This window comes from Thalassospira lucentensis (assembly GCF_050516545.1).
Classification (GTDB): Bacteria; Pseudomonadota; Alphaproteobacteria; order Rhodospirillales; family Thalassospiraceae; genus Thalassospira; species Thalassospira lucentensis_C.
Window position 1 is genome coordinate 2,607,772 of sequence record NZ_CP191544.1, and the last position, 22,141, is coordinate 2,629,912.

The window sequence follows — 22,141 nt, forward strand, 5'->3', positions numbered from 1 at the left end:
TGACAACGAAGCCGCGTATGATCGCTTTCATGTTCAAAGCAACAAATTGAACGATCAAATGAATATTTCAACACGACAACGCGACATCATCGACATTCTCCGCCGAGACAGCTTTGCCTCGATCGATGCACTGGCCGATCACTTTGACGTCACCCCGCAAACCGTGCGCCGCGATGTCAATATGCTCAGCGATGCCAATCTGGTGCGCCGTCGCCATGGTGGCGTTGAATATGCCGGTGAACCGGGGATGAACCTGTCTTATGACAGTCGGCAAGTCACCAATATCGCCGCCAAACATGCCATCTCGCTGCATGTTGCCAATCTGATCCCCGACGGGGCATCGATCCTGATCGGGATTGGCAGCACGTTGGAGCTGGTCGCGCTTAATCTGGTGGATCATCGCCACCTGACCGTGATTACCAACAATCTGAATGCCGCCATGGCGCTTGGCAACAATCCCGGCAACCGGATTGTTATTCCTGGCGGGACTTTGCGTTTACCAGATCGCGACGTCATCAGCCCGGACGCCGAAGCGATGTTTAACAATTACAAGGTCGATTACGGCCTGTTCGGGGTTGGCGGGATCGAACCCGATGGAACGCTGACCGATTTTGACCACCGCGAAGTGTCTTTGCGTCAGGCGATTGCCGGGAATTGCCGCAATTCCATTCTGGTCGCCGACAGATCGAAATTTGGCCGCCCCGCCCCGGCCAAGGGCGGGCATATCACCGACCCGGACATTGTCGTTGTCGACAGCATCCCCGATGGGCCGTTTGCGCCGCTGTTTGATCGACAAGACGTCCGTTCCCGCCTTCACATTGTAAAAAGCGAAGTTCTTAAATGACGGCCGAAACACCCTTTATCCAGATCCATTCCGTCTCGCGCGTGTTTAACGGCGGCAACGGGGTGCATGATCTTTCGATTGATATCCCGCGCGGCAGCTTTGTTGTTCTGCTTGGCCCGTCGGGCTGTGGCAAATCGACAACCCTTCGTCTTATCGCCGGTCTGGAAACGGCCGATCAGGGTCGCATTTTGATTGATGGCACAGATGTCACCAACAGCCCGCCTTCCAAGCGCGGCCTTTCGATGGTGTTTCAATCCTATGCCCTGTTCCCGCATCTGAATGTGGCGGAAAACATCATCTTTGGGCTGAAGGTCCGCAAGACCCAAAAGGACGAGATTAAAACCCGCCTTGCCCAGGCACTTAATGTCACCGGCCTTGAAGGATATGAAGACCGCAAACCGTCCGAGCTTTCCGGTGGGCAGCGCCAGCGCGTGGCATTGGCGCGTGCGATTGTGGCTGGTCATCCGCTGTGTCTGATGGATGAACCGCTATCAAACCTTGATGCCAAGTTGCGCCATTCCGTGCGCAAGGACATTCGTGATTTGCAGCAGCGTCTTGGCATCACAGTTGTCTATGTCACCCATGATCAGACCGAAGCCATGAGCATGGCCGACATTGTTATCCTGATGAAGGATGGCAAGATCGAGCAATCTGGCAATCCGGCGGATCTTTATCTGCAACCGGCCAGTGCCTTTGCCGCCGGTTTTGTTGGCAGTCCACCAATGGCGCTTTTGCCCGCCTCCGCCCTGCCAGAAGATGTCATCCCCGAAGGCCAGACTGCCAACACCCTGACCTTTGGCATCCGGCCCGAAGATTTAGCTCTTTCGACCGAACCGGATAAAGCGCCTTGGGGCATTGCCGCCACTGTGACGGGCAGCGAATTTTTGGGTGCAGAAACATATGTCTTTGTCGCGATCCCCGGAACAGATGGGGCAACTGCCCGACTGCCCGGACGCGTCCATATTTCGCCCGGGACAGAAGTCTCGCTCAGTTGGGCTGGCGCTGCAGCCCACTGGTTTGATGGCGAAACCGGTCATCGTCTTTCACTGATGAAGACCAGCCAGACAGCGCAAGTTTCACCTTTGAACACCGAAACTGACACTGCAATTCCGACATTGTAACAGGGAAACTATGTCCATGCGTAAGATCGTAACCAGTGCCGCATTTGCGGCTGGATTGATGGCAACGGCGGCTACACCTGCCTTTGCTGCGACCGAACTGACCATGTATTACCCAATCGCTGTTGGTGGTCCGCTGACCAACGTGATTGACGGCATGATCGAAGGGTTTGAATCCGAACATCCGGACGTCAAAGTCAACGCCATCTATGCCGGCAACTATGACGACACCCGTTTGCGCGCTGTATCGGCGATCAAAAGCGGCGATCCGGCACAGCTTTCAGTCATGTTCTCAATCGACGTCTATGACCTGATCGAGCAAGACCTGATTGTTGCGTTTGATGATGTTGTCAAAACCGCCGAAGACAAAGAATGGCTGAAATCATTCTATCCGGCCCTGATGGCCAATGGCACGGTTGATGACAAAACATGGGGCATCCCGTTCCAGCGCTCGACCATTGTCATGTACTACAACAAAGACATGTTCCGCGAAGCCGGTCTTGATCCGGAAATGCCGCCGCAAACTTGGGAAGAACTGGTTTCGACCGGTAAAGCTCTTTCCAAAGACGGTAAATGGGGCCTGATGGTGCCATCGACCGGATATCCGTACTGGATGTTCCAATGCTTTGCCATTCAGAACGGTAAAGAGCTTATGAGCAACGATGGCACCGAAACCTATTTCGATGATCCGGCCGTTGTTGAAGCCCTTGAATTCTGGCGCGGCCTTGCCACCGATGAGAAAATCATGCCTGAAGGCACGATTGAATGGGGAACCCTGCGTCAGGCCTTTGTTCAGGGCCAGACCGCAATGATGTGGCATTCGACCGGCAATCTGTCGGCGGTTAAACGCGAAGCCAAGTTTGACTTTGGTGTTGCCATGCTGCCGAAACATAAAAAGCCCGGTTCACCAACCGGTGGCGGTAACTTCTATCTGTTCAAAGATTCAACGGACGAGCAGAAAGAAGCATCGATCGAGTTGATCAAATACATGACCGCTCCGGAACGTGCCGCGGAATGGTCGATTGCGACCGGTTATGTTGGTGTCACCCCAGATGCATACGAAACCGAAGCACTGAAATCTTATGCTGCTGACTTCCCGCAGGCCCTTGTTGCCCGCGATCAGCTTGAAGTTTCGGTTGCCGAGTTTTCCACCTATGACACCGCACGCGTTCGTGACGGTCTGAACAACGCCATTCAGGCGGCCTTGACCGGTGAAAAGTCACCGAAAGAAGCCCTTGAAGGTGCCCAGGCCGAAGCAGTTCGTCTTCTGCGCGCATTCCAGTAAGGAATGCCGATCTGCACGCCGAAGCGGGCCCCCAATGCCCGCTTCGGCACTTTTCATTTATCGATTTGATGCATTCCATCGTTTTTTACGGACGTTCTGACCATGAACGAAATGGCCCGACTTCAACACCGCAGACTGGCACTTTATGGCTGGATGCTTGCCGCACCGGCCTTGGCCCTCATGAGCTTGTTTGCCTTTTACCCGGCCATTGCGACCCTGTGGCACAGCCTGTTTACCCGTGGCACCACGCGCCGTCCGTCGGTGTTTGCCGGGCTTGATAATTATGGTGATCTGTTTGCTGATCCGACCTTCTGGACGGTTGCTGCCAACAATCTGATTTATGCTGGTGTGACCATCCCGGTTTCGATCATTTTTGCCTTGATCATGGCGCTTTGGGCCAATGCCCATATCCCGGCCAGATCATTCGTGCGCAGTGCCTATTTCACGCCGACCATTTTGCCTATGATTGCTGCGGCCAATTTATGGCTGTTTTTTTATACCCCTGATTTGGGTGTCATTGATCAGATCACCGGGTTTTTCGGGGCAGCCCCCACCAACTGGTTGGGCCAACCTGAAACCGCACTGGCATCGGTGATTATCGTGACGATCTGGAAAGAATCCGGGTTTTTCATGATCTTTTATCTGGCCGCCCTTCAGACCATCCCGCCGGATTTACGCGAAGCGGCAAGGATCGAGGGGGCAGGTCGCTGGACCTATACGCGACGTGTACTCCTGCCGCTTTTGATGCCGACCACGATCTTTGTGTTTGTCAATGCCATGATCAATTCGGTCAAGCTGATCGATCATTTGTTCATCCTGACCAAAGGCGGGCCAAACAACGCATCGAAACTGATCCTGTATTGGATTTGGGAAATGGCCTTTTCCTATTTCGACAGTCCCCATGCTGCGGCCATGACCATCCTTGTTTTACTGACCCTTGGCATTGTTGCCGTCATTCAGTTCCGACTGGTTGAAAAACGGACCCATTACCGATGAATACGCTTGTCTCTGCCAGCACAGCCAAATCGATCCTGCCAAGTTATGACAAGGTATTGGATGCCATTGGCGCCTGGGTTCTGGCCATTGTGTGGATTTCGCCGTTGCTGTTTGCCACATGGGCGGCATTGCAACCATCTGGCACAGCCCTTGGTCTTGATTTTTCAAACCCGCTGACGTTTGAAAACTTTACCTATGTCTGGAATGCCGTGCCGTGGGGCGGGTATTTCGCAAATACGGTCATTCTCGTCACACTCATTCTGGCCGGGCAGCTTGTTCTGTGCACACTGGCCGGGTTTGCCTTTGCCCGGTTCGAATTCAAAGGCCGCGACACGGTCTTTATCCTTGTTCTGCTGCAGCTTTTCATCCTGCCTGAAGTGCTGATTGTCGAAAACTACGCCATCGTTTCCAAGCTTGGTCTGTTTGACACCGCCCTTGGCATTGGTCTGCCCTATATGGCCAGTGCGTTTGGTATTTTCCTTTTGCGTCAGGCCTTCAAACCCGTACCGGTCGAACTTGAAGAAGCCGCCCGGATCGAAGGATGTAGCTGGATGGGGGTTTTGTGGAAGGTTTATGTGCCTGCGGCCAAGCCGGTTTATCTGGCCTATGCGCTGGTTTCCATCGCAACGCATTGGAACAATTTCCTGTGGCCTTTGATTGTCACCAACTCACCCGAAACCAGACCACTGACGGTTGGTTTATCCCTGTTTGGTGCACCTGAAACCGGGGTTGATATTTCCGTGATCAGTGCCGCGACCATCATGACCATATTGCCCTTGCTGGTCGCGTTCCTGATTTTCCAGCGTCAGTTTATTCAGGCGTTCTTGCGTGCGGGCATTCGTTAGGGCAATCGCACCCGGGCAGGTCTATGAACCTGTTCGGTTTCTTTTGTGGTTCGGTGCATTAAAACGGACCATTACCAAGTCGCCTTCAGGACATCCAGCAAGGCTGATATGGTTGGATTGTCCTTGCGGCGTTCCATCGTGATCAGACTGAGCGATGCGGGAATTGAAACGGCTTTGCAAACTGCGAGGCCATAAGTCTGCTTTTCATGCAGGGCAATTGAATCCCGACACAGACTAAGCCCGACACCGGACCGGACCATTTCAAGCATGGATGCTTCCTGATCAACAAGGGCGACCGAGTTTTGTGCGCAGTCAAACTCACTAAAAATGCGTTTGAGAAGGCGGGAATGCACAGATGCTGGCGTTGTTCCAATCCAAGGCAAGGCAGCAAGTGCTTTCCAATCGGCATTTTCCATCCTGCTATCCCAACCGACCGGCGCAATCACCCGATAACTGAAATCGGCAAGCTTCACCGCATATACAGGTTCCGCCGTATCCCCGCCAAGCTCGTCATCGACATCCGGGCCGCTTAGGTAAAAGCCCGCATCAATCTGATTGCGTTTTACACCGGTCAGGATGTCACCACTGACACCATGCATAAGCTCGGTCTCTACGTCCGGAAAATCAATGCGCAACTGACTTAACAGACGGCCAAGACGGATAAATTCCGGGTCGACAATCGTGCCAATGCGAAGTTTTCCACTGATGCTGCCCGCCCGCTTGCGGGCACTGCGGCGAAACTCGTCCATGGCATCAAGAACTTGTTCGGCCTTTTTGAGCATCGCCTGACCATCAAGGGTGATCTGAAGCCCCGTTGATGTCCGTTTAAACAGGGTAATGCCGGTTTCTTCGCCAAGTCGTTTGATCTGATGGCTAATCGCGGGTTGCGTTAAATTAAGAACGTTTGCCGCACGCGAAACACTGCCTTCACGGGCCACCGTGACAAAGGCAAGCAACATATTGATGCTGGAAAACCGGGTCATATAAATAACTTTAATATTGCTCTTCGAGTTTTGTCATTAGATTTGTGCGTCCCTTCGGCTCTAAATGAACAACCAATATTCGCGATGGGTTACAACTGCTTGTTACTGACGGCTTGAACGATCTTGCATGGCCCGTCATGCACACGTTAGTTTCAGGCAGTATCCTTTGCGAAAAACAGCTAAAAAAGAAGCAAAGGGAACGCGCCACAATGAGCCAAACCAACCCGACGTTTGACTATATCGTTATTGGCGCGGGGTCTGCTGGCAGTCTGGTTGCCAACCGACTGAGTGCTGATCCATCAAACACTGTCCTTCTGCTCGAAGCCGGAAAACCCGATCGCTATCCGTGGATCCATATCCCCGTCGGATACCTGTATTGCATTGGCAATCCACGCACCGACTGGATGTATGAAACAGAAGCTGACAAGGGGCTGAATGGTCGTGTCTTGCGCTATCCACGCGGCAAAACGCTTGGTGGGTGTTCGTCGATCAATGGCATGATCTATATGCGTGGTCAGGCGCGTGACTACGACAATTGGGCCAAGCTGACCGGTGAAGATGCATGGGGCTGGACACAGTCACTTGAAGACTTCAAACGTCACGAAAACCACTACAAGCTGGATAAGGGTGCTGCCCCCAAATCGGCCACGGGCAAACCGTTTTCCGAGACCCATGGTCATGGCGGTGAATGGCGCATTGAAAAGCAGCGGCTGCGCTGGGACGTGCTTGATAGCTTTATCACAGCTGCCGGTGAAAACGGGATCGAGCCAACCGATGACTTCAATACCGGCGATAATACCGGCATTGGGTATTTTGAAGTCAATCAGCGCGCCGGATGGCGCTGGAACACATCAAAGGCATTTATCCGGCCGGTAAAAGAACGCCCTAATCTGACTGTCTGGACCGAAGCACAGGTCGAAAAACTGACCTTTGCTAAAAAGGCGGATGGCCAGTTGGTTTGTAACGGTGCCATCGTGAACCGGACAGGAACATCGCAGGAAGTCTTGGCAAAAAAAGAAGTCGTTCTGTCCGCCGGGGCTGTCAATTCGCCACAGATTTTACAAATGTCCGGGATCGGCCCGGCGGATCTTTTGAAACGGCATGGCATTGATGTTGTGCTTGATGCGCCAAATGTCGGCGAGAACCTTCAGGATCATTTGCAAATTCGCGCGGTCTATAAGGTGCGCGGTGCGCGCACGCTCAACACACTGGCCAACAGCCTTGTCGGCAAGGCCAAGATCGGTTTGGAATATTTGCTGAACCGATCCGGCCCCATGAGCATGGCGCCAAGCCAGTTGGGCGCCTTCACGCGCTCTGACCCTGAACAGCAATATTCAAATCTGGAATATCATGTTCAACCCCTTAGCCTTGAGGCCTTCGGTGGGGATTTGCATGATTTTCCGGCCATCACGGTTTCGGTCTGTAATCTGAACCCGACCAGCCGTGGCAACATTCAAATCAAGTCTGGTGATTTTCGTGATGCACCGAAAATTGCCCCAAGATATCTTGATACCGATAAGGATCGCAAAGTTGCCGCTGACAGCCTGCGTCAGGTCCGTGACATTATGGCCAAGCCTGCCATGGCACGCTATCAACCCGAAGAATTCAAACCCGGCGTGCAATATCAAAGTGACGAAGAATTGGCCAAGCTGGCCGGTGACATCGCCACGACAATTTTCCACCCGGTTGGCACCGTCAAGATGGGCCACAAGGACGACACATCTGCCGTGCTTGACCCGCATCTTCGCCTGAAGGGCGTTTCTGGTTTGCGCGTTGTCGATGCATCCGTGATGCCCGAAATTACCAGCGGCAACACCAATTCACCCACAATTATGATCGCAGAAAAAGCTGCTGGCTGGATTTTGTCAGGCCAATAGACGGCACGACAATCCAAAAGAAAACCAAATTCATGTTTGGAGGAAAAATGTACACCTCGTTTTCCCAGCTCCCGCTTACCGGCGTCAAAGTCATTGATTTTGGGCAATATATTGCGGGTCCTGCCGTTGCGATGTTGCTCGGCGATCTTGGTGCAACAGTGGTTCATATTGATCCTCCAGACGGTCCGATGTGGGATAGCCCGGCCAATGCGACACTTAACCGCAATAAGGTGATCCTAAATCTGGATCTGAAATCGGATGACGGCCGGGAAAAGGCGCATACATTATGTGCCGAGGCCGATATCATCATTGAAAATTTCCGACCGGGAAAATTTGCCAAGCTTGGCTTTGACTTTGCAAAAATGCGCAAGGAACGCCCGGAATTAATCACCTTGTCCGTACCGGGATTTGCATCAAACGATGAAGAACGCCGCGAATTACGCGCTTTTGAAAGCATCGTTGCGGCAAGTTCGGGTGTTTTTACCGATATGGGTTTGAACCGCGTTCTGATGGGGCTGAACCCGTCGTTTTCACCACTACCTTTGTCTTCTGCCTATGCTTCTCAAATCGCGGCATCGGCTGTTGTTCTGGCTTTGCAGTCCCGACAGGTTACCGGCCTTGGTGATCAAATCGAAGTCCCCCTTGCCGCAGCGGTGATGGAAGGGCTTTGCTACAACTCGATCAAGGTTTCCGACATGCCCAAACGCTATCTCACCCAGCGCGAGCTGGAGATCGAGCGACGCCGTGTCGAAGGCCTACCGATGAATGTTAGCTACGAGGAATTGCAGGAGCTTCTCGATCCGTTTTTCAGAAGCTATATGTGCAAGGATGGGCGGATGTTTTACGTGGTTTGCCCAAGCCACAAATTCCACGCCAAACGGTGCCTTGAAGTTCTTGGTCTGTATGACGAACTCGTCGCTGATGGTCTGACATCGGAAGACAACACCTACAAACCCCAATCGGAATGGGAGTCTGAAACATCTCTTGGCGTCTATCCGATGCCAAAAGACTGGGCGGACAAGATTGCCGCACGCATGAAGGAAGTCTTCATGACCCGAACATCGCATGAATGGAAAAAGATGTTTGGCCGTGGCGGCATTCCCGGTGCGCCTCAACGCTGGCTGCAGGAATGGATCCACGACGAATACGCAGAAGGATCCGGCCTGATGATTGATACCTGGGACCCGGAATATGGCGAAATGACAACGCCCGGCCCGGTTGTCTGGATGGAAGAAAGTGGTGAAGAGGCCCTTAAACCCGAACCACGGCGCTGGGTTGAGTTCGACGAAGCCCTTAAAATCCTGAAAAAGCACCGCACCGAAATCCCCGACCCAGAGGACACCACTGAGCAGGAAGGTTGGCTTTCGGGGGTTAAAATCCTTGACCTTTGCAATGTGATCGCGGGCCCGCATTCGGCAAGTTATCTTGCGCGGTTTGGTGCAGACGTCATCAAGCTTGATCCATCTGTGCCGCTTTATGACAGCTGGAACACGGTTATTTACGGCCTGTCGCAAATGCGCGGAAAACGATCCATTCTGGCCGACATCAAGGCAGAACACGGACGCAAGGTGTTCGAAGATCTGGTCAAATCAGTTGATGTAATTATCTGGAACGCCCCGGACAGCCAGATCAAGCGTATGGGCCTTGATGCCGAAAACCTGCGCAAACTCAACCCCAACGCCATTTTCTGTAAACTTGACTGTTTCAGTGGCGTAAATCGCGGTGTTCGCACCGACTATATCGGCTATGACGATCTGGTGCAGGCCGCCACCGGTATCATGTTGCGGTTCGGTGGTGCGATGGATCGCCCCGAAGAACACGCCCATGTCGGCACCATTGATGTAATGTGCGGCTTTGGCGGTGCGCTTGCAGTTGCCACAGCACTTTATCAGAAATACCGCTTTGGCCGCATCGGGCGCGGTCGTACGTCGCTGACAGCCAATAGCGGTCTTTTGCAAATCCCGTTTGCCTATGATTTTAGGGGACGTGGGCTGTTTGACGAACCATCAGGTCCGGAAATGAACGGCAATGATGAACTGAACCGATTTTACAGCACGGCGTCGGGTGTCTATCTGCTGCTCAGCGCCTATGAAAGCGACCTGCCAAGATTTCGTAATGTCGAAGGTCTTGAAGATCTGCCAGACGTTCCGGTCGACGAACGCGCAACTTATCTTGCAACCGCGTTTCAAACCATGCCCGCCATTGAATGGGTTGAACGTCTTCGCACGGCGGATATCGGTGTTGCCATTTGCGATAATATCGATGCCTTGCGCGCCGAAAACACCCGAGATGCAGACGGAACGGCCGGAACGGAAAACGGAAGTTATTCCTTCTCGCTCTATCCTGACCACCCCAGTGGCCACGAAGTTATCCAGCTTGACCCTTATGCGGTTCGCACGGTCCGGTCCAAGGTCCTTGCCCTGTCGCCATCCGAAAAATTCGGCGCGTCAACGCGCAGTATCCTCAAGGAACTTGGATATGCCGATCAAGCGATCGAGACCATGCTCAAATCTGGTGATTTAAGTGTTTCATGGAGCGACGAGTATATCCCAAGCTAAGGGGGAAATGACGCAAATGCCGCCAGTGGTGCGACATAAATTGCCCCGAGATAACCCCTGATCCTTGTATCCCGTCACAGAATTCCTCTGTGGCGGGATTTTGTTTTCATGAATTAATTTCAGATGTTTGGCCGTAAAATCCCGTCGCCTATTTTCTCTATTCGGTGCACTATACAGAATCGAATCATAACTTTTACGAATTCATCATATGTCCGTATTGATCCTGCTGCTCAGCACCACCCTGATCTGGGCCATGTTGTTGGTGTGCAACCGCATTGCCCTGACCAGTTTTGACATTAATCCATATGCCATGACGTGCTGGCAATTGGTGTTTGGTGGGATTGCCCTTGTTCTGATGGCGCCGGGTCGTCGTATTCCATGGCGGCAATTCACCCTGCCGATCAATTGGGCCTATGGTTTTTTGCGCGTCATGACCGGGGTGACATGGACCGCATCGCTTTTATATATCAGCGCACCGGAAAGCGGTATTTTGTCGCAAACCGGCATGCCGCTGGCCGCCATTGCCGCGACCTTTATTCTGGGCAGAGCCCCTGGACGGTCTGAATGGCTGGGCCATGTAACTTTGATTGCAGGGGCGGTCTGGCTGGCATGGCATCTGCCCGGCGGGTTTGCCAATCCGGCCGTTTTATTGATGCTGGCATCCGAGGTCACGGCAATTTCATCATCGGTTCTGGCCGAAAAACACCCGGATAACCAGATCAAGGATGCATGGGCGCATTTGCGCTTTACCGGGGTGTTGTTGCTGATCACCGCATCGATCTTTTTGGCGGTTCCGCCACTGGTTAACCTGATCAGTCCGGTGCCCATTCCCTATATCTCGACCGCCGGTCTGTTTGGCACGGAAACGCTGATTTCCGGGCTTGTGATCGGGGTTTTGTTTCGCGGTCCTGCAATGGTTCTATCCCTGCGATCAATCAAAACAGCGGGAATTGAAAAGTATATTCTTTCAACCAGCATTCTGCCCTTCATCCTGTTGGCACTTGAAATGATTGCCGCCCGGTTTGGTCTGACCCCAACCCCGACACATGACAGTGTGTTCTGGATCTCTTCCCTGCTGATCATGATCGGGATAATCCAGATTACTGTTTCCAAACAACGGCATGCTTCAAAACAGCGGATGCTTGCGGCAAAACCGATATCACCCTGATCCGCGTGGAATAATTACCCATCCACGCGAGCGGCAAGGCACGGCTCCCTTTTCCCCGAAGGGAACATCCACCCCACCAACGCCCCCCGATTATGTTGGTGTGATGAGATCGTGCTTTGCCTTCCTTTCGGCGCCCCCCTGCCGGAAGACAGAAACGCCCGGGACTTCATCCCCGGGCGTTTCGTTTATCCGACGACCGAGTGGTCGAAAAGATTCTATCGCTTCTTTAGGAGTCACGATTGGCCACCAGAACTCGAACGTATCAAGCGTTGCTCTACATTCACCAAACATGGCGGCATCGATCTGATTTTTAAGTCTGGTCTGACCGAGCATGACTTCGTTGAATTCCGGTTGTGCAACACTCAGCGCCACGTCAGGCTGCCTAAATGACACACTGCAATCATTTCGAACTCAACTTGGGATAACACCACCCCCTGATCATATTTCTGTCGTGAACAAAAATGCCGGTCCCCGGGGGAACGGGGACCGGCCAAGCCGCACTCGAGCAAAAAAGCTCGCGGGGTCGGGGGAACTGTGTGCGGCCTGTTTGATTTGCGACGAACCCATTCGCAATTTTCGACGCTAAAGCATGTTGCATTTTGGGGCGTTAGTGCCCGCCGCCTCCACCACCGGCATTGGCACGCGGCGGCTTGGCCAGAGGTAGCAGCAAAAAGGCGATAAAGAAGGTCGCCGCCAAAGCAAGATAGACATCGTTAAACGAAATCATCGATGCTTCGCGTGTTACCAGATTGACGATGAATTTCATTGCCGCCGCATGTGGATCAGGAATGCCCATTTCCGAATAGCGCGCCATGATCGTCGCCAGATAGTTCTTAAACGCCGTACTTGCCGGATTGATATGGTCCGATAACAGCGAGAAATGATAATCAATGCGTTTATCAAGCAACGTATTGATCCCCGCCATGCCAATCGCCCCGCCAAGGTTGCGCATCAGGTTATAAAGACCGCTGGCATTTTTGATCTTTTCTGGTGGCAAGGTGCCAAGGGCGAGATTGGTGATGGGCAACATGCAAAACATTAGGGCGGCACCACGGACGATCTGCGGCAAGATCAGCTCGTCAAACGACACTTCGCTGGTGTTAAAACCATGCATCGCAAGCCCGACAGCAAACAGCAAAAGCCCAAAGCCAAGAACAACACGCGGTGGATATTTGGCCGCCATCTTCCCGGCAATCGGGGCGGACAGGAATTGTGCAACCCCGGTGACCGCCATGACAATGCCGATTTCAAGACTGTCATAGCCCCGAATACGGCTCAGCATCAGCGGCATGATATAGACACTGCCATACAGGCCGATGCCAAGGGTAAAGCTAAACACGCACCCCATGGTAAAGTTACGATCAGCAAACGATTTCAGATCAACAATCGGTTTGTCATAGCTAAACATCCGCCAGAAGAAATAGATGCCCGCCAGCACGCAAACAATCGCGCCATAAACAATCGCCCGTTCATCAAACCAGTCATCTTTCGGGCCTTCATCAAGCACATATTCCAGACTGCCAAGAAACACAGCCATCGCGACCAAACCTTTTAGATCAAACCCCTTCAACAGCGAACGATCACCTTTGTCGATACGAAGCGTCATCCCCACCACAAGTGCAATCAAAAAACCTGGCAGCACATTCACCAAAAACAACCAATGCCAGGACAACGACTGGGTCAGGAACCCGCCTAATGTTGGCCCGACTGTTGGTGCCATGGTGGCGATCAGACCAATCATGACCGTCGCAGTATTGCGTTTTTCCGGCGGGAAAATGATGTAGGTGGTGGCAAACACCGTCGGGATCATCGCACCACCCAGGAAACCCTGCATGGCCCGGAACCAGATCATGCTTTCAATTGACCAGGCAAACGCACAGGCAATCGACATGATGGTGAAACCGATGGCCGAAATCACAAACAGCCAGCGGGTTGATATCAGGCGCGATAAGAACCCCGAAAGCGGGATCATCACCACTTCGGCAATCAGATAACTGGTTTGCACCCAGCCAATTTCATCGGGACTTGCCGACAGGCCTGCCTGAATATTTTCAAGCGAGCTTGCGACGATCTGAATATCAAGGATCGCCAGAAACATACCGACAACCATCGCGATCCAGCCAATAAACTGGACGCGATCAACCGGCGCGCCTTGTGCGGGACTTATGGCAGGAGTTGGTGCGGATGAACTGTCAGCCGTGCTGCTCATCAGTTAAGCTCCGAGACTTCCGTGGCCGGAAGGACGCTTTGCGCCAAACCTGAACCGGCAACATGGCGTGTGCCATCGGCATCGCGGGTATCGACATCGACAACAACCGACAGGCCCGGACGCAATGCCGCCACCCATTTGCTGTTATCAAGCGAAATGCGGATTGGAACGCGCTGGGTGATTTTGGTAAAGTTGCCGGTCGCATTTTCCGGCGGAAGCAAGCTGAACTGCGCACCGGTTGCCGGGGCAAAGCTTTCGACATGGCCGGTAATATCGGCATTGGGGAAGGCATCAATTTCAACCCGGACTTTCTGGCCGTGGGCCATATGTTCGATCTGGGTTTCCTTGAAATTGGCGACCACATAAACACCGGGCAATGGTACGAGAACCAAAAGCTGCTCGCCCGGCTGCACCAGCGCCCCTGTCTGAACCGATCGATTACCAATCACACCGTCAAATGGTGCATAAATTTTGGTATCAGAAAGGGCCTGCAGCGCAAGATCACGTGCGGCCTGGGCCTGTGCAACAGCACGTTCGGCCTCGATTTTCTGTGCGCGCAAGACACCAAGACGACCCTGTTCAACACCAAGGGTGGCGTTGGCGGCAGCCACCTCTGCCTGTGCTTTCTGGCGGTCGGCCTTGGCATAGTCAAATTTCTGACGGCTTGCAGCGCCCTTTTTGACCAAGTCGTCATAGCGCTGGAAATCTTCGCTGGTACGATCAAGCTCGACCTTGGCGATGCGGACATTTGCCTCGGCCTGTTTGATGGCGGCTTCTTGCAACGTGATCTGCTGATCCATGGTGGTCACAGCAGAACGGCGTGCTGCAAGCGTCGCATCGGTCTGGGCGACTTCAAGACGGTAATCCTCGTCCTTGATCGACAGCAAAAGATCGCCTTTGCGCACCGACTGGTTTTCGGCAACCGCCAGATCACCGACATACCCCGATACCTTGGGAGAAATGGCGACCTCGTCTGCCTGTAGATAGGCATTGTCAGTCTCTTCAAAGTACTGACCCTCGGTCATCCAATGAAACCCGAAATATCCACCGCCACCGATAATCGCCACTGCGATCAGGGGCAGAATGACTTTCTTCACACTCATGGCTTTGCAAATTCCTTTTGGTATTGATTAGTACCATTTGCACCTTTATGGTACCAATCAGTACCAAACGTCAAGTGCCGAATTGGAACAAATCCTTTGTCAGAGACTAAAAAGATCGATCCCAGAACGCTCAAACGCCGCGAAGCCATGGTTGAGGCCGCGCGTGAATTGTTCTGCCAACACGGCCTTGCGGGCACGACTTTGGAAATGATCACGGCCGAGGCCGGCGGATCACGCCGCACGATCTATGAACTGTTTGGCAATAAGGATGGTGTGTTTGAAGCGGTGATTCGCGATTGCACCGGTCGCGTCACATCGGCCATGAGCGGTCTTGAAATGACCGATTTGCCGTTACGCGAAGCCCTTATTCATTATGGCGAAACGCTGATGACGCTTTTGACCATGCCAGATACCATTCGCTATATGCGGCTGTTTCTGGCCGAGGTGCCCCGTTTCCCGAAACTTGGAAAAGTCTTTTATGAAAGTGGATTAATGACGGGCCGCCGGTTCATCGCCGCCTATTTCGAGCGCCAGATGGCCGAGGGCACCTTCCCCAAGGGCGATGCCCAACAAGCTGCTGTGTTTTTTGCCAGCCTGGTCAAAGCCGACTATGACATCCGCCAGATGTCCTATATCGATTGGGAACCCCAGGCAAAAGACCTGCACGGTCACGTAACGGCCGCAGTTGATATGTTCCTGCGCGGTTACGGGATTGGTCCCGAAACCGCGCCAGAATAGGCCTGTCCGACTGGCGCTTACGCCATCACACCAAACTATGGTCCCCCGACCCCGTTTTGATGTGATTTCGGCGGCTGATCTAAAACAAGGTCAGCAATCGATAGGCAATCGGCCCCATCATGGTGATGACGCCAACCCACATCAATGCAACACCCCAATTGCGATCCCGGTTGTTAAACCCAAACCCCAAAAGACAAAATCCGATCACGCATACGACAAGGATCACGGTGTTCTCGGTCGTCATGTTCTTGGTATTCCCCATTTTGACGAGAAACGCCTTTCGGAGTCTTCGTCTGTTTCGCTCAACATCATCATTTTACTGTTTTTCTGACCCGGGTTTCTTTGATCCGTGTCACATCACTTCGCAATTTTACCGCTACGCCAAGCCAGGCCCCGCTTTTCGATAAATCGAGGTAAATCACGGGTAGAATTACCCTTTTTGGGTAGAAAAACCTCGTCGAAGCCCCTGTCAAACAAGGCCGAACCTATCGAATTCCCCGATGATGTTGTTGTTGTTGCGTCGCCCTCTTTGATTTTCTGATGGCTTCCTGTATGTTGCGCTCTCCCGACGTGGCCAGGGCGCTCCCTCGCGCGCCGGAAGACAGAGATTTAACCATCTTGAATGGCAGCCGCGCTGTATTCCGGCCGCGGTCAGCAAGGGAGTATTCTATGAGCAAGATTCAAGTTAAGAATCCAATCGTCGAGCTTGATGGCGATGAAATGACCCGGATCATCTGGGATTTCATTAAAAACAAACTGATCCTGCCGTATCTCGACGTTGACCTGAAATACTATGATCTTTCGGTTGAGAAACGTGACGAAACTGACGATCAGATCACCATTGATGCGGCAAACGCCATCAAGGAACACCGCGTTGGTGTTAAATGTGCGACCATTACCCCGGACGAAGACCGTGTAAAGGAATTCGGCCTGAAAAAAATGTGGAAGTCGCCGAACGGCACCATCCGTAACATCATCGGCGGGACTGTTTTCCGTCAGCCGATCATTTGCTCGAACATTCCGCGTCTTGTGCCGAGCTGGACCCAGCCGATCGTTATTGGCCGTCACGCATTTGGTGACCAGTACCGTGCGACCGACTTCAAAGTTCCGGGCGCAGGTAAACTGACGATCAAATTCCAGCCGGCAGACGGTGGCGAGCCCATCGAACACGAAGTCTTTGACTTCCCGTCTTCGGGCGTTGCCATGTCGATGTACAACCTTGATGACAGCATCAAGGGCTTTGCACGTGCCAGCCTGAACTATGGCCTCAATCTTGGCTGGCCGGTTTACCTATCGACGAAGAACACGATCATGAAAGCCTATGACGGCCGCTTCAAGGATCTGTTCGAAGAAGTCTATCAGGAAGAATTCGCTGACAAGTTTAAAGCAGCGGGCATCACCTATGAACACCGTCTGATCGATGACATGGTTGCTTGTGCCATGAAATGGAACGGTGGTTTTGTTTGGGCTTGTAAGAACTATGACGGCGACGTTCAGTCTGACACCGTGGCACAGGGCTTTGGCTCGCTCGGTTTGATGACCTCTGTTCTGATGACCCCGGATGGGCAGACCGTCGAAGCAGAAGCGGCCCACGGCACCGTGACCCGCCACTACCGTCAGCACCAGCAGGGCAAAGAAACCTCGACCAACCCGATTGCGTCGATCTTTGCTTGGTCGCAGGGCCTTAAATACCGTGGTGAATTCGATGGTACCCCGGAAGTCGTCAAATTTGCCGAAACCCTTGAAAAAGTCTGCGTTGATGTCGTCGAAGCCGGCTTTATGACCAAGGATCTGGCACTCTTGGTCGGCCCGAACCAAAAATGGCTGACCACCACCCAGTTCCTCGACAAACTCGACGAAGGCCTGAAAGCTGCAATGGCCTGATCAGTGATCTGATCACGCTGGCAGTTTCGCCAAATTCAGAAGCCCCCGCCAATTATTCGGCGGGGGCTTTTTCGTGCTCGCCCCCAATTTTTTGTCAAAAAAAAGCCCCGTCGGGGGGGGGACCAGACGGGGCCTTGAGTATCACCGTGGACTTGGGTACGACCACGATGTTTGAAGCAGAATCAACTGCTTTGTGGTTCGTCCTTAAGCGTTATCGCCTGTATCGTCAGTTTCACCTGTGACGCCGGTATCAGCGGTATCGTCAGTGTCATCTGTATCGCCTGTGTCACCCGTATCACCGGCATCCCCCGTGTCACCGACGTCCGGCTCGCCATCATCAGGGGTTTCGCCATCATCTGCGTCTGGACGGGTCAGCTCTTTCCAGCCTTTGGTAATGATGTCCTGCTCGACATCCGGGTCAACGTCAGGCCCGGCTGGTGCGCCAAATACCCGCTGGATACCCGGTGGCAATGCACCGGCAAGCCCCGGCGCGTTTGCAATGCCGGGCGGCATGCTGCGATCTGCAACGCCTTCTTCTTCACCTTCTTCTGCCGATGCAGATTTCGACTGAAGACCAAGCCCCTGCGCGCTGGAACGTGCAGCAGCACTGTTGCCCTGCCCTTTGGCACCATCTGCACTATTCCCATTGCCGCCACCATTGCCACCGGCATTTCCGTTGCCACCAGCATTGCTGTTACCGGAACCGCCGCTATTGCCCGGACCATCGGCACCATTGCCGTTTCCGTTACCGCCGCTATTGCCGTTTCCGTTACCGCCGCTATTGCCGTTACCACCGCTATTGCCGTTGCCGCCACCGTTACCATTGCCACCGCCATTGCCGTTTCCATTGCCTTGGGCAAATGCAGCATTGTCGGTCACTTTATAGTGGCTGATATCGAACGACACTGGTGTTGCAATCAATGCAAAGGCACCAAAGCCCAGAATGCTTGCCGTCGCAATCTTTGTGCGCAGACTTTTTGTTTCGTAGCGTGTCATTGGTCTTCTCCAATCCAGTGCTGGGAATTTCGTGTTGATTTGCAAGGACAACGCCCCGGCTTGTAGCTTTCTTCCCAGCCGTCGTAAATTTTTCTGGATTTTTTTTAAATGTGACGGAAGAAACAGACCAACGTAGACGTTATCTACACAATAGGATCCACAAAACCAGTATGGGACACCCCGGTTTGGACACCGCACTTAAAACAGAACTAACAGATCTGTTACCGCGCGCTTTACGGTTTGCGCGGTCGTTGACACGTGATCCAATCGCGGCTGAGGACTTGGTGCAAACCGCCTATGCCAAAGCCGTCGAGCGGATCCATCAATACGAAACCGGGACCCGGCTTGATAGCTGGATGTACCGGATTATTCAGACCAGCTGGATTGACGAAAAACGTCGGGACCAGCGCCGCGGCAATGTTATTTCGTTCGAAGATGCACGCGACAACAGCGCACCGGGCCAAAACCATGGCGGCGTAGACAGAATGTTCCTGCAATCTGCCTTGGCCGCACTGGGGGAAGAACAACGTTCTGCCATCACATTGGTTTTGATTGAAGGATATAGTTACCGCGAGGCCGGCGATATTCTTCAAGTGCCCGATGGCACCGTCATGAGCCGCGTCGCCCGTGCCCGAAAGGCCCTTGCGGCCCTTTATGACGATGACAGCCAGACAACAGATAACACCGATATTCAACGAGGATCGCCATGACCACAGCATTAACGGATCAGGACTTTATTTTGCTGTCGGCTTATATCGACGGCGAACTCGCACCGACTGAAAGCCGCAAGCTTGAAGACCGGATTGCCAATTGCCCGGTATTGACCCGCCAATTCAACATTATGGCTGGTCAATCCATCGTCCTGCGCAACCAGTCCGAACGGCTTCTGCCTGATGCGCTTTATCCGAAACTTTCGAAAAACATCGAAGATATTCTCGATAGCAAGCCAATCCCGTCGCGTGTCCGGACCTATACAGACAGTGGCAAGACATCAGTCACACCACCGCACGCGGCAAATGGCAACACTGCGATCTGGACCGGCATTGGCGCGGCAGCCGCCGTTCTGATCGCCTTTGTCGGTGGCAATTGGTTTAGTCAGAATATAACGGCAACCGACGTTGCAAGCCTATCGGACGGTAATGCGCAACTTGTGACCTATTCGCCGGTTAGCAATCCGGTACTTGATCAGGAAATCAGTCTGACACTGGAAAAGACGCTAAGCGGTGCGATCCGCCATGTTGCCCTTGATCAAGGGAATTCTGATAATGCGGAAACCTTGATCGAACCGCTGCGCACCTTCCGTCAGTCCGGGCGTTTTTGCCGTGAATATCAGGTAACGTTCCCGACCAGTACCTTTGCCAATGGTCCTGACAGTTTTTATGGCCGCGCATGCCGTACTGGCGATGGTCAATGGGAAACGGTTTATCGCTTGATCCCGGGCGCTGACCTGCCCGAGATCGAAGATCCCATGGCACCGAAACAGAAACTCTAAACACACTCAGGCAGCAATCGGGTGTCCACCGGTTGCTGCCTGATGAGTGTGACTTGACGACCAAGATGAAAAGCCCCAAATAAAAAGAATGAGCAGGATCGAACCAATGCCCCCCCGCAGTCTTACGAGCCCGGTAACGGCGCTTTTTTGCGTTTTCGCCCTTGTCGTACTTGGCAGTTGTCAAACGATGGATGACTTTTCCCAATCCCTGAACGATCTCAATGACGGGCTTGGAGCCTACGCAAAAGAAACCCCGAATTCCGGACCGGAACTTGCCCCTGCATCCTTGCCAAGCTTTGGTGTTGGCGACGCATTTGTCTTTGACAGTGGGCGGGCCATCTACGTTAGCAGCCTGAATGGCGATCGCGTTGAATGGAATGGCGGCGGCGATTACCGGTTTGAAACCACGGCGGATTTCACCGGTCCCAATCTTGATTGGTCCTATACAGATCAGGAAGACCGCAAAAGGACCGGCAGTGCGACGATCAAGGAAGGCTCAGAAAGCATCTGGCCACTTTCGGTTGCGAAGTTTGTCCGGGTATCGACGAAATCGGAAAATATTGATCCCGATACCGGCGACACCAACAGTTTCGACCAATGGCTGACCTGCAAAGTTCCGACCACCGAAACGGTCGAAGTTCCAGCCGGCACCTTTGACAGTTTCGTCATTGAATGTGCGCGGTATTACAAACAATGGTGGATGCAAACGACCAAATGGTGGTACGCGCCCGACGTCGGCTTTTACGTAAAGCGGTATCGCAAATGGAATTCAGATGAGGAAGATGAAGAAAGCCTTCTGACCTACGGTCCCGCACCGGCCAAAATCCCACCAAAACAGCGCGAACGCGTGTCAAAAACCGTTCAAGTCGCACTCGAGAATATCAATTCCGGTGATACCAAACGCGCAACCCAGTCTTCCCTGACCATCGCAATTACCCCCCTTAAGACAGTACAAACGGACAAGGGGGTTTGGTGTCGCACATATCGCCAAGAACTCAGTGCGCGCAGCCGAACCAGCGAACAGATCAAAACCGCCTGTCGCACCGATGACGGGTGGGTTATCGAAGACGAGGTTGCCGACAAGGCGAGTTAGTCAAGCCATCAGTCGGATCATTGTCGCATCACCCCTTTTGGAACGGCCCATATCCCGATGGAAGAGTGTCCTAACTTCCATGGACGTGACCAACCATGGTTGGTCACAAGGGATCTAGTACTGCGCCTGCCCAAGGATCTGGTCAAGTTCGCCACTATCACGCAATTTCTTCAGGCCCTGATTGAAATCATTCATGATTGTCTGGGCTCTGGGGTGTTTTGGGCCGATAATGAAATGTAAGGGCATATCCGAAAGGCTTTCATCGATATGGCCAAAATCATCTTCGGAAAACCCACCATCGGTTATTGCGGCAAGAGCTTCTGGCACGGGGGAGACAACGCTATCGACCCGCCCGGCAGCAAGCAATTTGAAACAGGTTTTCATATCAGGTGGCGAAACGCGATTTGCCTGTCCTGATCCAAGCAACTGTCCGGTCTGGCCAAGTTCCCCATGCCCCAATGGCAGACAAATCGTTTTGCCGACCAGATCAATATTATCGTTGTAAGGTGCGCGTTTTGTGGAAAACCAGCCATAGGCAGACAGATTTGCTATCGGCTCAGAAAACAGCATTGATCGCGTCCGTTCAGGCGTTTGGGCATAAGGGTAAGTACCATCCACTTTCCCTTCAAGCGTCATTTCATACCCTTTAAGCCAGGAACGCCAGATCACGGTCACCTGGGGATAACCGGCAATGTCAAAACTTCGGCGAACAACTTGGGTAATGATGCCGCCGCCATCAAACTTTCGATCTGCGAAGGGGGGAAAGGCATCACCGGTGACCAATCTGATTTCTTGGCGAAGTTCATCTGCCATTACAGGCGATGCGGTTACAAAGCCCGCCAAGATCAAGACCGTATAAAAAATGCGCCGCGCTATTGTAACCATCGCGCTGTAATCGCCTTTTGTTTTATGCTTTCTATAGGTTAGAAAATATTGCGCTTCTTTCAAGCCC

Annotated in this window: 20 protein-coding genes; 13 read left to right on the forward strand and 7 right to left on the reverse strand. The window is 53.0% G+C overall.

Annotated features, from left to right (window positions below):
- The first annotated feature begins 58 nt into the window (after positions 1-58).
- The 5 genes from ACQ0MK_RS12080 (at position 59) to ACQ0MK_RS12100 (ending at position 5,088) form a co-directional block, all read left to right on the forward strand.
- A complete protein-coding gene (locus tag ACQ0MK_RS12080; protein ID WP_430472816.1) occupies positions 59-844 on the forward strand; it encodes a DeoR/GlpR family DNA-binding transcription regulator in 786 nt (261 codons plus the stop codon).
- Positions 841-1,965 (forward strand): ABC transporter ATP-binding protein, encoded by a 1,125-nt coding sequence (locus ACQ0MK_RS12085; RefSeq protein ID WP_430472817.1) that lies wholly within the window; start codon positions 841-843, stop codon positions 1,963-1,965. Before ACQ0MK_RS12080 ends, ACQ0MK_RS12085 begins: the two co-directional genes overlap by 4 nt.
- A gap of 16 nt (positions 1,966-1,981) precedes the next feature.
- A complete protein-coding gene (locus ACQ0MK_RS12090; RefSeq protein ID WP_430472818.1) occupies positions 1,982-3,247 on the forward strand; it encodes an ABC transporter substrate-binding protein in 1,266 nt (421 codons plus the stop codon).
- Between the two features lie 102 nt (positions 3,248-3,349).
- Complete coding sequence (locus ACQ0MK_RS12095; RefSeq protein ID WP_430472819.1) at positions 3,350-4,243, forward strand: carbohydrate ABC transporter permease; 894 nt, start codon at positions 3,350-3,352, stop codon at positions 4,241-4,243.
- Positions 4,240-5,088 carry a carbohydrate ABC transporter permease gene (locus ACQ0MK_RS12100; RefSeq protein ID WP_430472820.1) on the forward strand — a complete coding sequence of 283 codons (849 nt, stop codon included), beginning with the start codon at positions 4,240-4,242 and terminating at the stop codon, positions 5,086-5,088. Before ACQ0MK_RS12095 ends, ACQ0MK_RS12100 begins: the two co-directional genes overlap by 4 nt.
- A 71-nt stretch (positions 5,089-5,159) precedes the next feature.
- On the opposite strand, the gene ACQ0MK_RS12105 is transcribed toward ACQ0MK_RS12100, so the two are convergent.
- Entirely contained in the window at positions 5,160-6,071 is a 912-nt protein-coding gene (locus ACQ0MK_RS12105; RefSeq protein ID WP_430472821.1) for a LysR family transcriptional regulator, read from the reverse strand.
- Between the two features lie 209 nt (positions 6,072-6,280).
- On the opposite strand from ACQ0MK_RS12105, the gene ACQ0MK_RS12110 reads away from it, so the two are divergent.
- From ACQ0MK_RS12110 to ACQ0MK_RS12120, 3 genes are all read left to right on the forward strand, one after another.
- Entirely contained in the window at positions 6,281-7,948 is a 1,668-nt protein-coding gene (locus ACQ0MK_RS12110) for a GMC family oxidoreductase (RefSeq protein ID WP_430472822.1), read from the forward strand.
- Positions 7,949-7,980: 32 nt separating this feature from the next.
- On the forward strand, positions 7,981-10,506 hold the full coding sequence (locus tag ACQ0MK_RS12115) for a CoA transferase (RefSeq protein WP_430472823.1): 2,526 nt from the start codon (positions 7,981-7,983) through the stop codon (positions 10,504-10,506).
- A gap of 208 nt (positions 10,507-10,714) precedes the next feature.
- Positions 10,715-11,674, forward strand: a complete 960-nt coding sequence (locus tag ACQ0MK_RS12120; protein ID WP_430472824.1) for an EamA family transporter — start codon at positions 10,715-10,717, stop codon at positions 11,672-11,674.
- 90 nt (positions 11,675-11,764) lie between these two features.
- Here the strand turns inward: ACQ0MK_RS12120 and ACQ0MK_RS12125 are convergent, their stop codons facing one another.
- The 3 genes from ACQ0MK_RS12125 to ACQ0MK_RS12135 form a co-directional block, all read right to left on the reverse strand.
- Positions 11,765-12,046, reverse strand: a complete 282-nt coding sequence (locus tag ACQ0MK_RS12125) for a hypothetical protein (RefSeq protein ID WP_430472825.1) — start codon at positions 12,044-12,046, stop codon at positions 11,765-11,767.
- Between the two features lie 235 nt (positions 12,047-12,281).
- Positions 12,282-13,883 (reverse strand): DHA2 family efflux MFS transporter permease subunit, encoded by a 1,602-nt coding sequence (locus tag ACQ0MK_RS12130; protein ID WP_430472826.1) that lies wholly within the window; start codon positions 13,881-13,883, stop codon positions 12,282-12,284.
- A complete protein-coding gene (locus tag ACQ0MK_RS12135; protein ID WP_430472827.1) occupies positions 13,883-14,986 on the reverse strand; it encodes an HlyD family secretion protein in 1,104 nt (367 codons plus the stop codon). Before ACQ0MK_RS12135 ends, ACQ0MK_RS12130 begins: the two co-directional genes overlap by 1 nt.
- A gap of 96 nt (positions 14,987-15,082) precedes the next feature.
- Between ACQ0MK_RS12135 and ACQ0MK_RS12140 the strand changes: the two genes are divergently transcribed.
- Positions 15,083-15,724, forward strand: coding sequence for a TetR/AcrR family transcriptional regulator (locus tag ACQ0MK_RS12140; protein ID WP_430472828.1), 642 nt, complete (start codon positions 15,083-15,085; stop codon positions 15,722-15,724).
- Between the two features lie 79 nt (positions 15,725-15,803).
- Here ACQ0MK_RS12140 and ACQ0MK_RS12145 read toward each other — a convergent pair whose 3' ends face one another.
- A complete protein-coding gene (locus ACQ0MK_RS12145) occupies positions 15,804-15,968 on the reverse strand; it encodes a hypothetical protein (protein WP_430472829.1) in 165 nt (54 codons plus the stop codon).
- Positions 15,969-16,393: 425 nt separating this feature from the next.
- Here ACQ0MK_RS12145 and ACQ0MK_RS12150 point away from each other — a divergent pair, with 425 nt between their 5' ends.
- Positions 16,394-17,608, forward strand: coding sequence for an NADP-dependent isocitrate dehydrogenase (locus ACQ0MK_RS12150; RefSeq protein ID WP_430472830.1), 1,215 nt, complete (start codon positions 16,394-16,396; stop codon positions 17,606-17,608).
- A gap of 204 nt (positions 17,609-17,812) precedes the next feature.
- On the opposite strand, the gene ACQ0MK_RS12155 is transcribed toward ACQ0MK_RS12150, so the two are convergent.
- Positions 17,813-18,604: a hypothetical protein gene (locus tag ACQ0MK_RS12155; RefSeq protein ID WP_430472831.1), complete on the reverse strand. Its 792-nt coding sequence runs from the start codon at positions 18,602-18,604 to the stop codon at positions 17,813-17,815.
- Positions 18,605-18,774: 170 nt separating this feature from the next.
- Here ACQ0MK_RS12155 and ACQ0MK_RS12160 point away from each other — a divergent pair, with 170 nt between their 5' ends.
- The 3 genes from ACQ0MK_RS12160 (at position 18,775) to ACQ0MK_RS12170 (ending at position 21,189) form a co-directional block, all read left to right on the forward strand.
- On the forward strand, positions 18,775-19,314 hold the full coding sequence (locus ACQ0MK_RS12160; protein ID WP_430472832.1) for a sigma-70 family RNA polymerase sigma factor: 540 nt from the start codon (positions 18,775-18,777) through the stop codon (positions 19,312-19,314).
- On the forward strand, positions 19,311-20,096 hold the full coding sequence (locus ACQ0MK_RS12165) for a hypothetical protein (protein ID WP_430472833.1): 786 nt from the start codon (positions 19,311-19,313) through the stop codon (positions 20,094-20,096). Before ACQ0MK_RS12160 ends, ACQ0MK_RS12165 begins: the two co-directional genes overlap by 4 nt.
- 106 nt (positions 20,097-20,202) lie before the next feature.
- Complete coding sequence (locus ACQ0MK_RS12170) at positions 20,203-21,189, forward strand: hypothetical protein (protein ID WP_430472834.1); 987 nt, start codon at positions 20,203-20,205, stop codon at positions 21,187-21,189.
- Between the two features lie 114 nt (positions 21,190-21,303).
- Here ACQ0MK_RS12170 and ACQ0MK_RS12175 read toward each other — a convergent pair whose 3' ends face one another.
- The gene (locus tag ACQ0MK_RS12175) at positions 21,304-22,002 is read right to left on the reverse strand and encodes a substrate-binding periplasmic protein (protein WP_430472835.1); all 699 of its coding nucleotides are present in this window, start codon (positions 22,000-22,002) and stop codon (positions 21,304-21,306) included.
- Between the last annotated feature and the right edge of the window lie 139 nt (positions 22,003-22,141).

Coding starts and splice junctions, on each gene's coding strand:
- ACQ0MK_RS12080 (WP_430472816.1), top strand. CDS start 59: ATGAATATTTCAACACGACAACGCGACATCATCGACATTCTCCGCCGA.
- ACQ0MK_RS12085 (WP_430472817.1), top strand. CDS start 841: ATGACGGCCGAAACACCCTTTATCCAGATCCATTCCGTCTCGCGCGTG.
- ACQ0MK_RS12090 (WP_430472818.1), top strand. CDS start 1,982: ATGCGTAAGATCGTAACCAGTGCCGCATTTGCGGCTGGATTGATGGCA.
- ACQ0MK_RS12095 (WP_430472819.1), top strand. CDS start 3,350: ATGAACGAAATGGCCCGACTTCAACACCGCAGACTGGCACTTTATGGC.
- ACQ0MK_RS12100 (WP_430472820.1), top strand. CDS start 4,240: ATGAATACGCTTGTCTCTGCCAGCACAGCCAAATCGATCCTGCCAAGT.
- ACQ0MK_RS12105 (WP_430472821.1), bottom strand. CDS start 6,071: ATGACCCGGTTTTCCAGCATCAATATGTTGCTTGCCTTTGTCACGGTG.
- ACQ0MK_RS12110 (WP_430472822.1), top strand. CDS start 6,281: ATGAGCCAAACCAACCCGACGTTTGACTATATCGTTATTGGCGCGGGG.
- ACQ0MK_RS12115 (WP_430472823.1), top strand. CDS start 7,981: ATGTTTGGAGGAAAAATGTACACCTCGTTTTCCCAGCTCCCGCTTACC.
- ACQ0MK_RS12120 (WP_430472824.1), top strand. CDS start 10,715: ATGTCCGTATTGATCCTGCTGCTCAGCACCACCCTGATCTGGGCCATG.
- ACQ0MK_RS12130 (WP_430472826.1), bottom strand. CDS start 13,883: ATGAGCAGCACGGCTGACAGTTCATCCGCACCAACTCCTGCCATAAGT.
- ACQ0MK_RS12135 (WP_430472827.1), bottom strand. CDS start 14,986: ATGAGTGTGAAGAAAGTCATTCTGCCCCTGATCGCAGTGGCGATTATC.
- ACQ0MK_RS12145 (WP_430472829.1), bottom strand. CDS start 15,968: ATGACGACCGAGAACACCGTGATCCTTGTCGTATGCGTGATCGGATTT.
- ACQ0MK_RS12150 (WP_430472830.1), top strand. CDS start 16,394: ATGAGCAAGATTCAAGTTAAGAATCCAATCGTCGAGCTTGATGGCGAT.
- ACQ0MK_RS12155 (WP_430472831.1), bottom strand. CDS start 18,604: ATGACACGCTACGAAACAAAAAGTCTGCGCACAAAGATTGCGACGGCA.
- ACQ0MK_RS12160 (WP_430472832.1), top strand. CDS start 18,775: ATGGGACACCCCGGTTTGGACACCGCACTTAAAACAGAACTAACAGAT.
- ACQ0MK_RS12165 (WP_430472833.1), top strand. CDS start 19,311: ATGACCACAGCATTAACGGATCAGGACTTTATTTTGCTGTCGGCTTAT.
- ACQ0MK_RS12170 (WP_430472834.1), top strand. CDS start 20,203: ATGCCCCCCCGCAGTCTTACGAGCCCGGTAACGGCGCTTTTTTGCGTT.
- ACQ0MK_RS12175 (WP_430472835.1), bottom strand. CDS start 22,002: ATGGCAGATGAACTTCGCCAAGAAATCAGATTGGTCACCGGTGATGCC.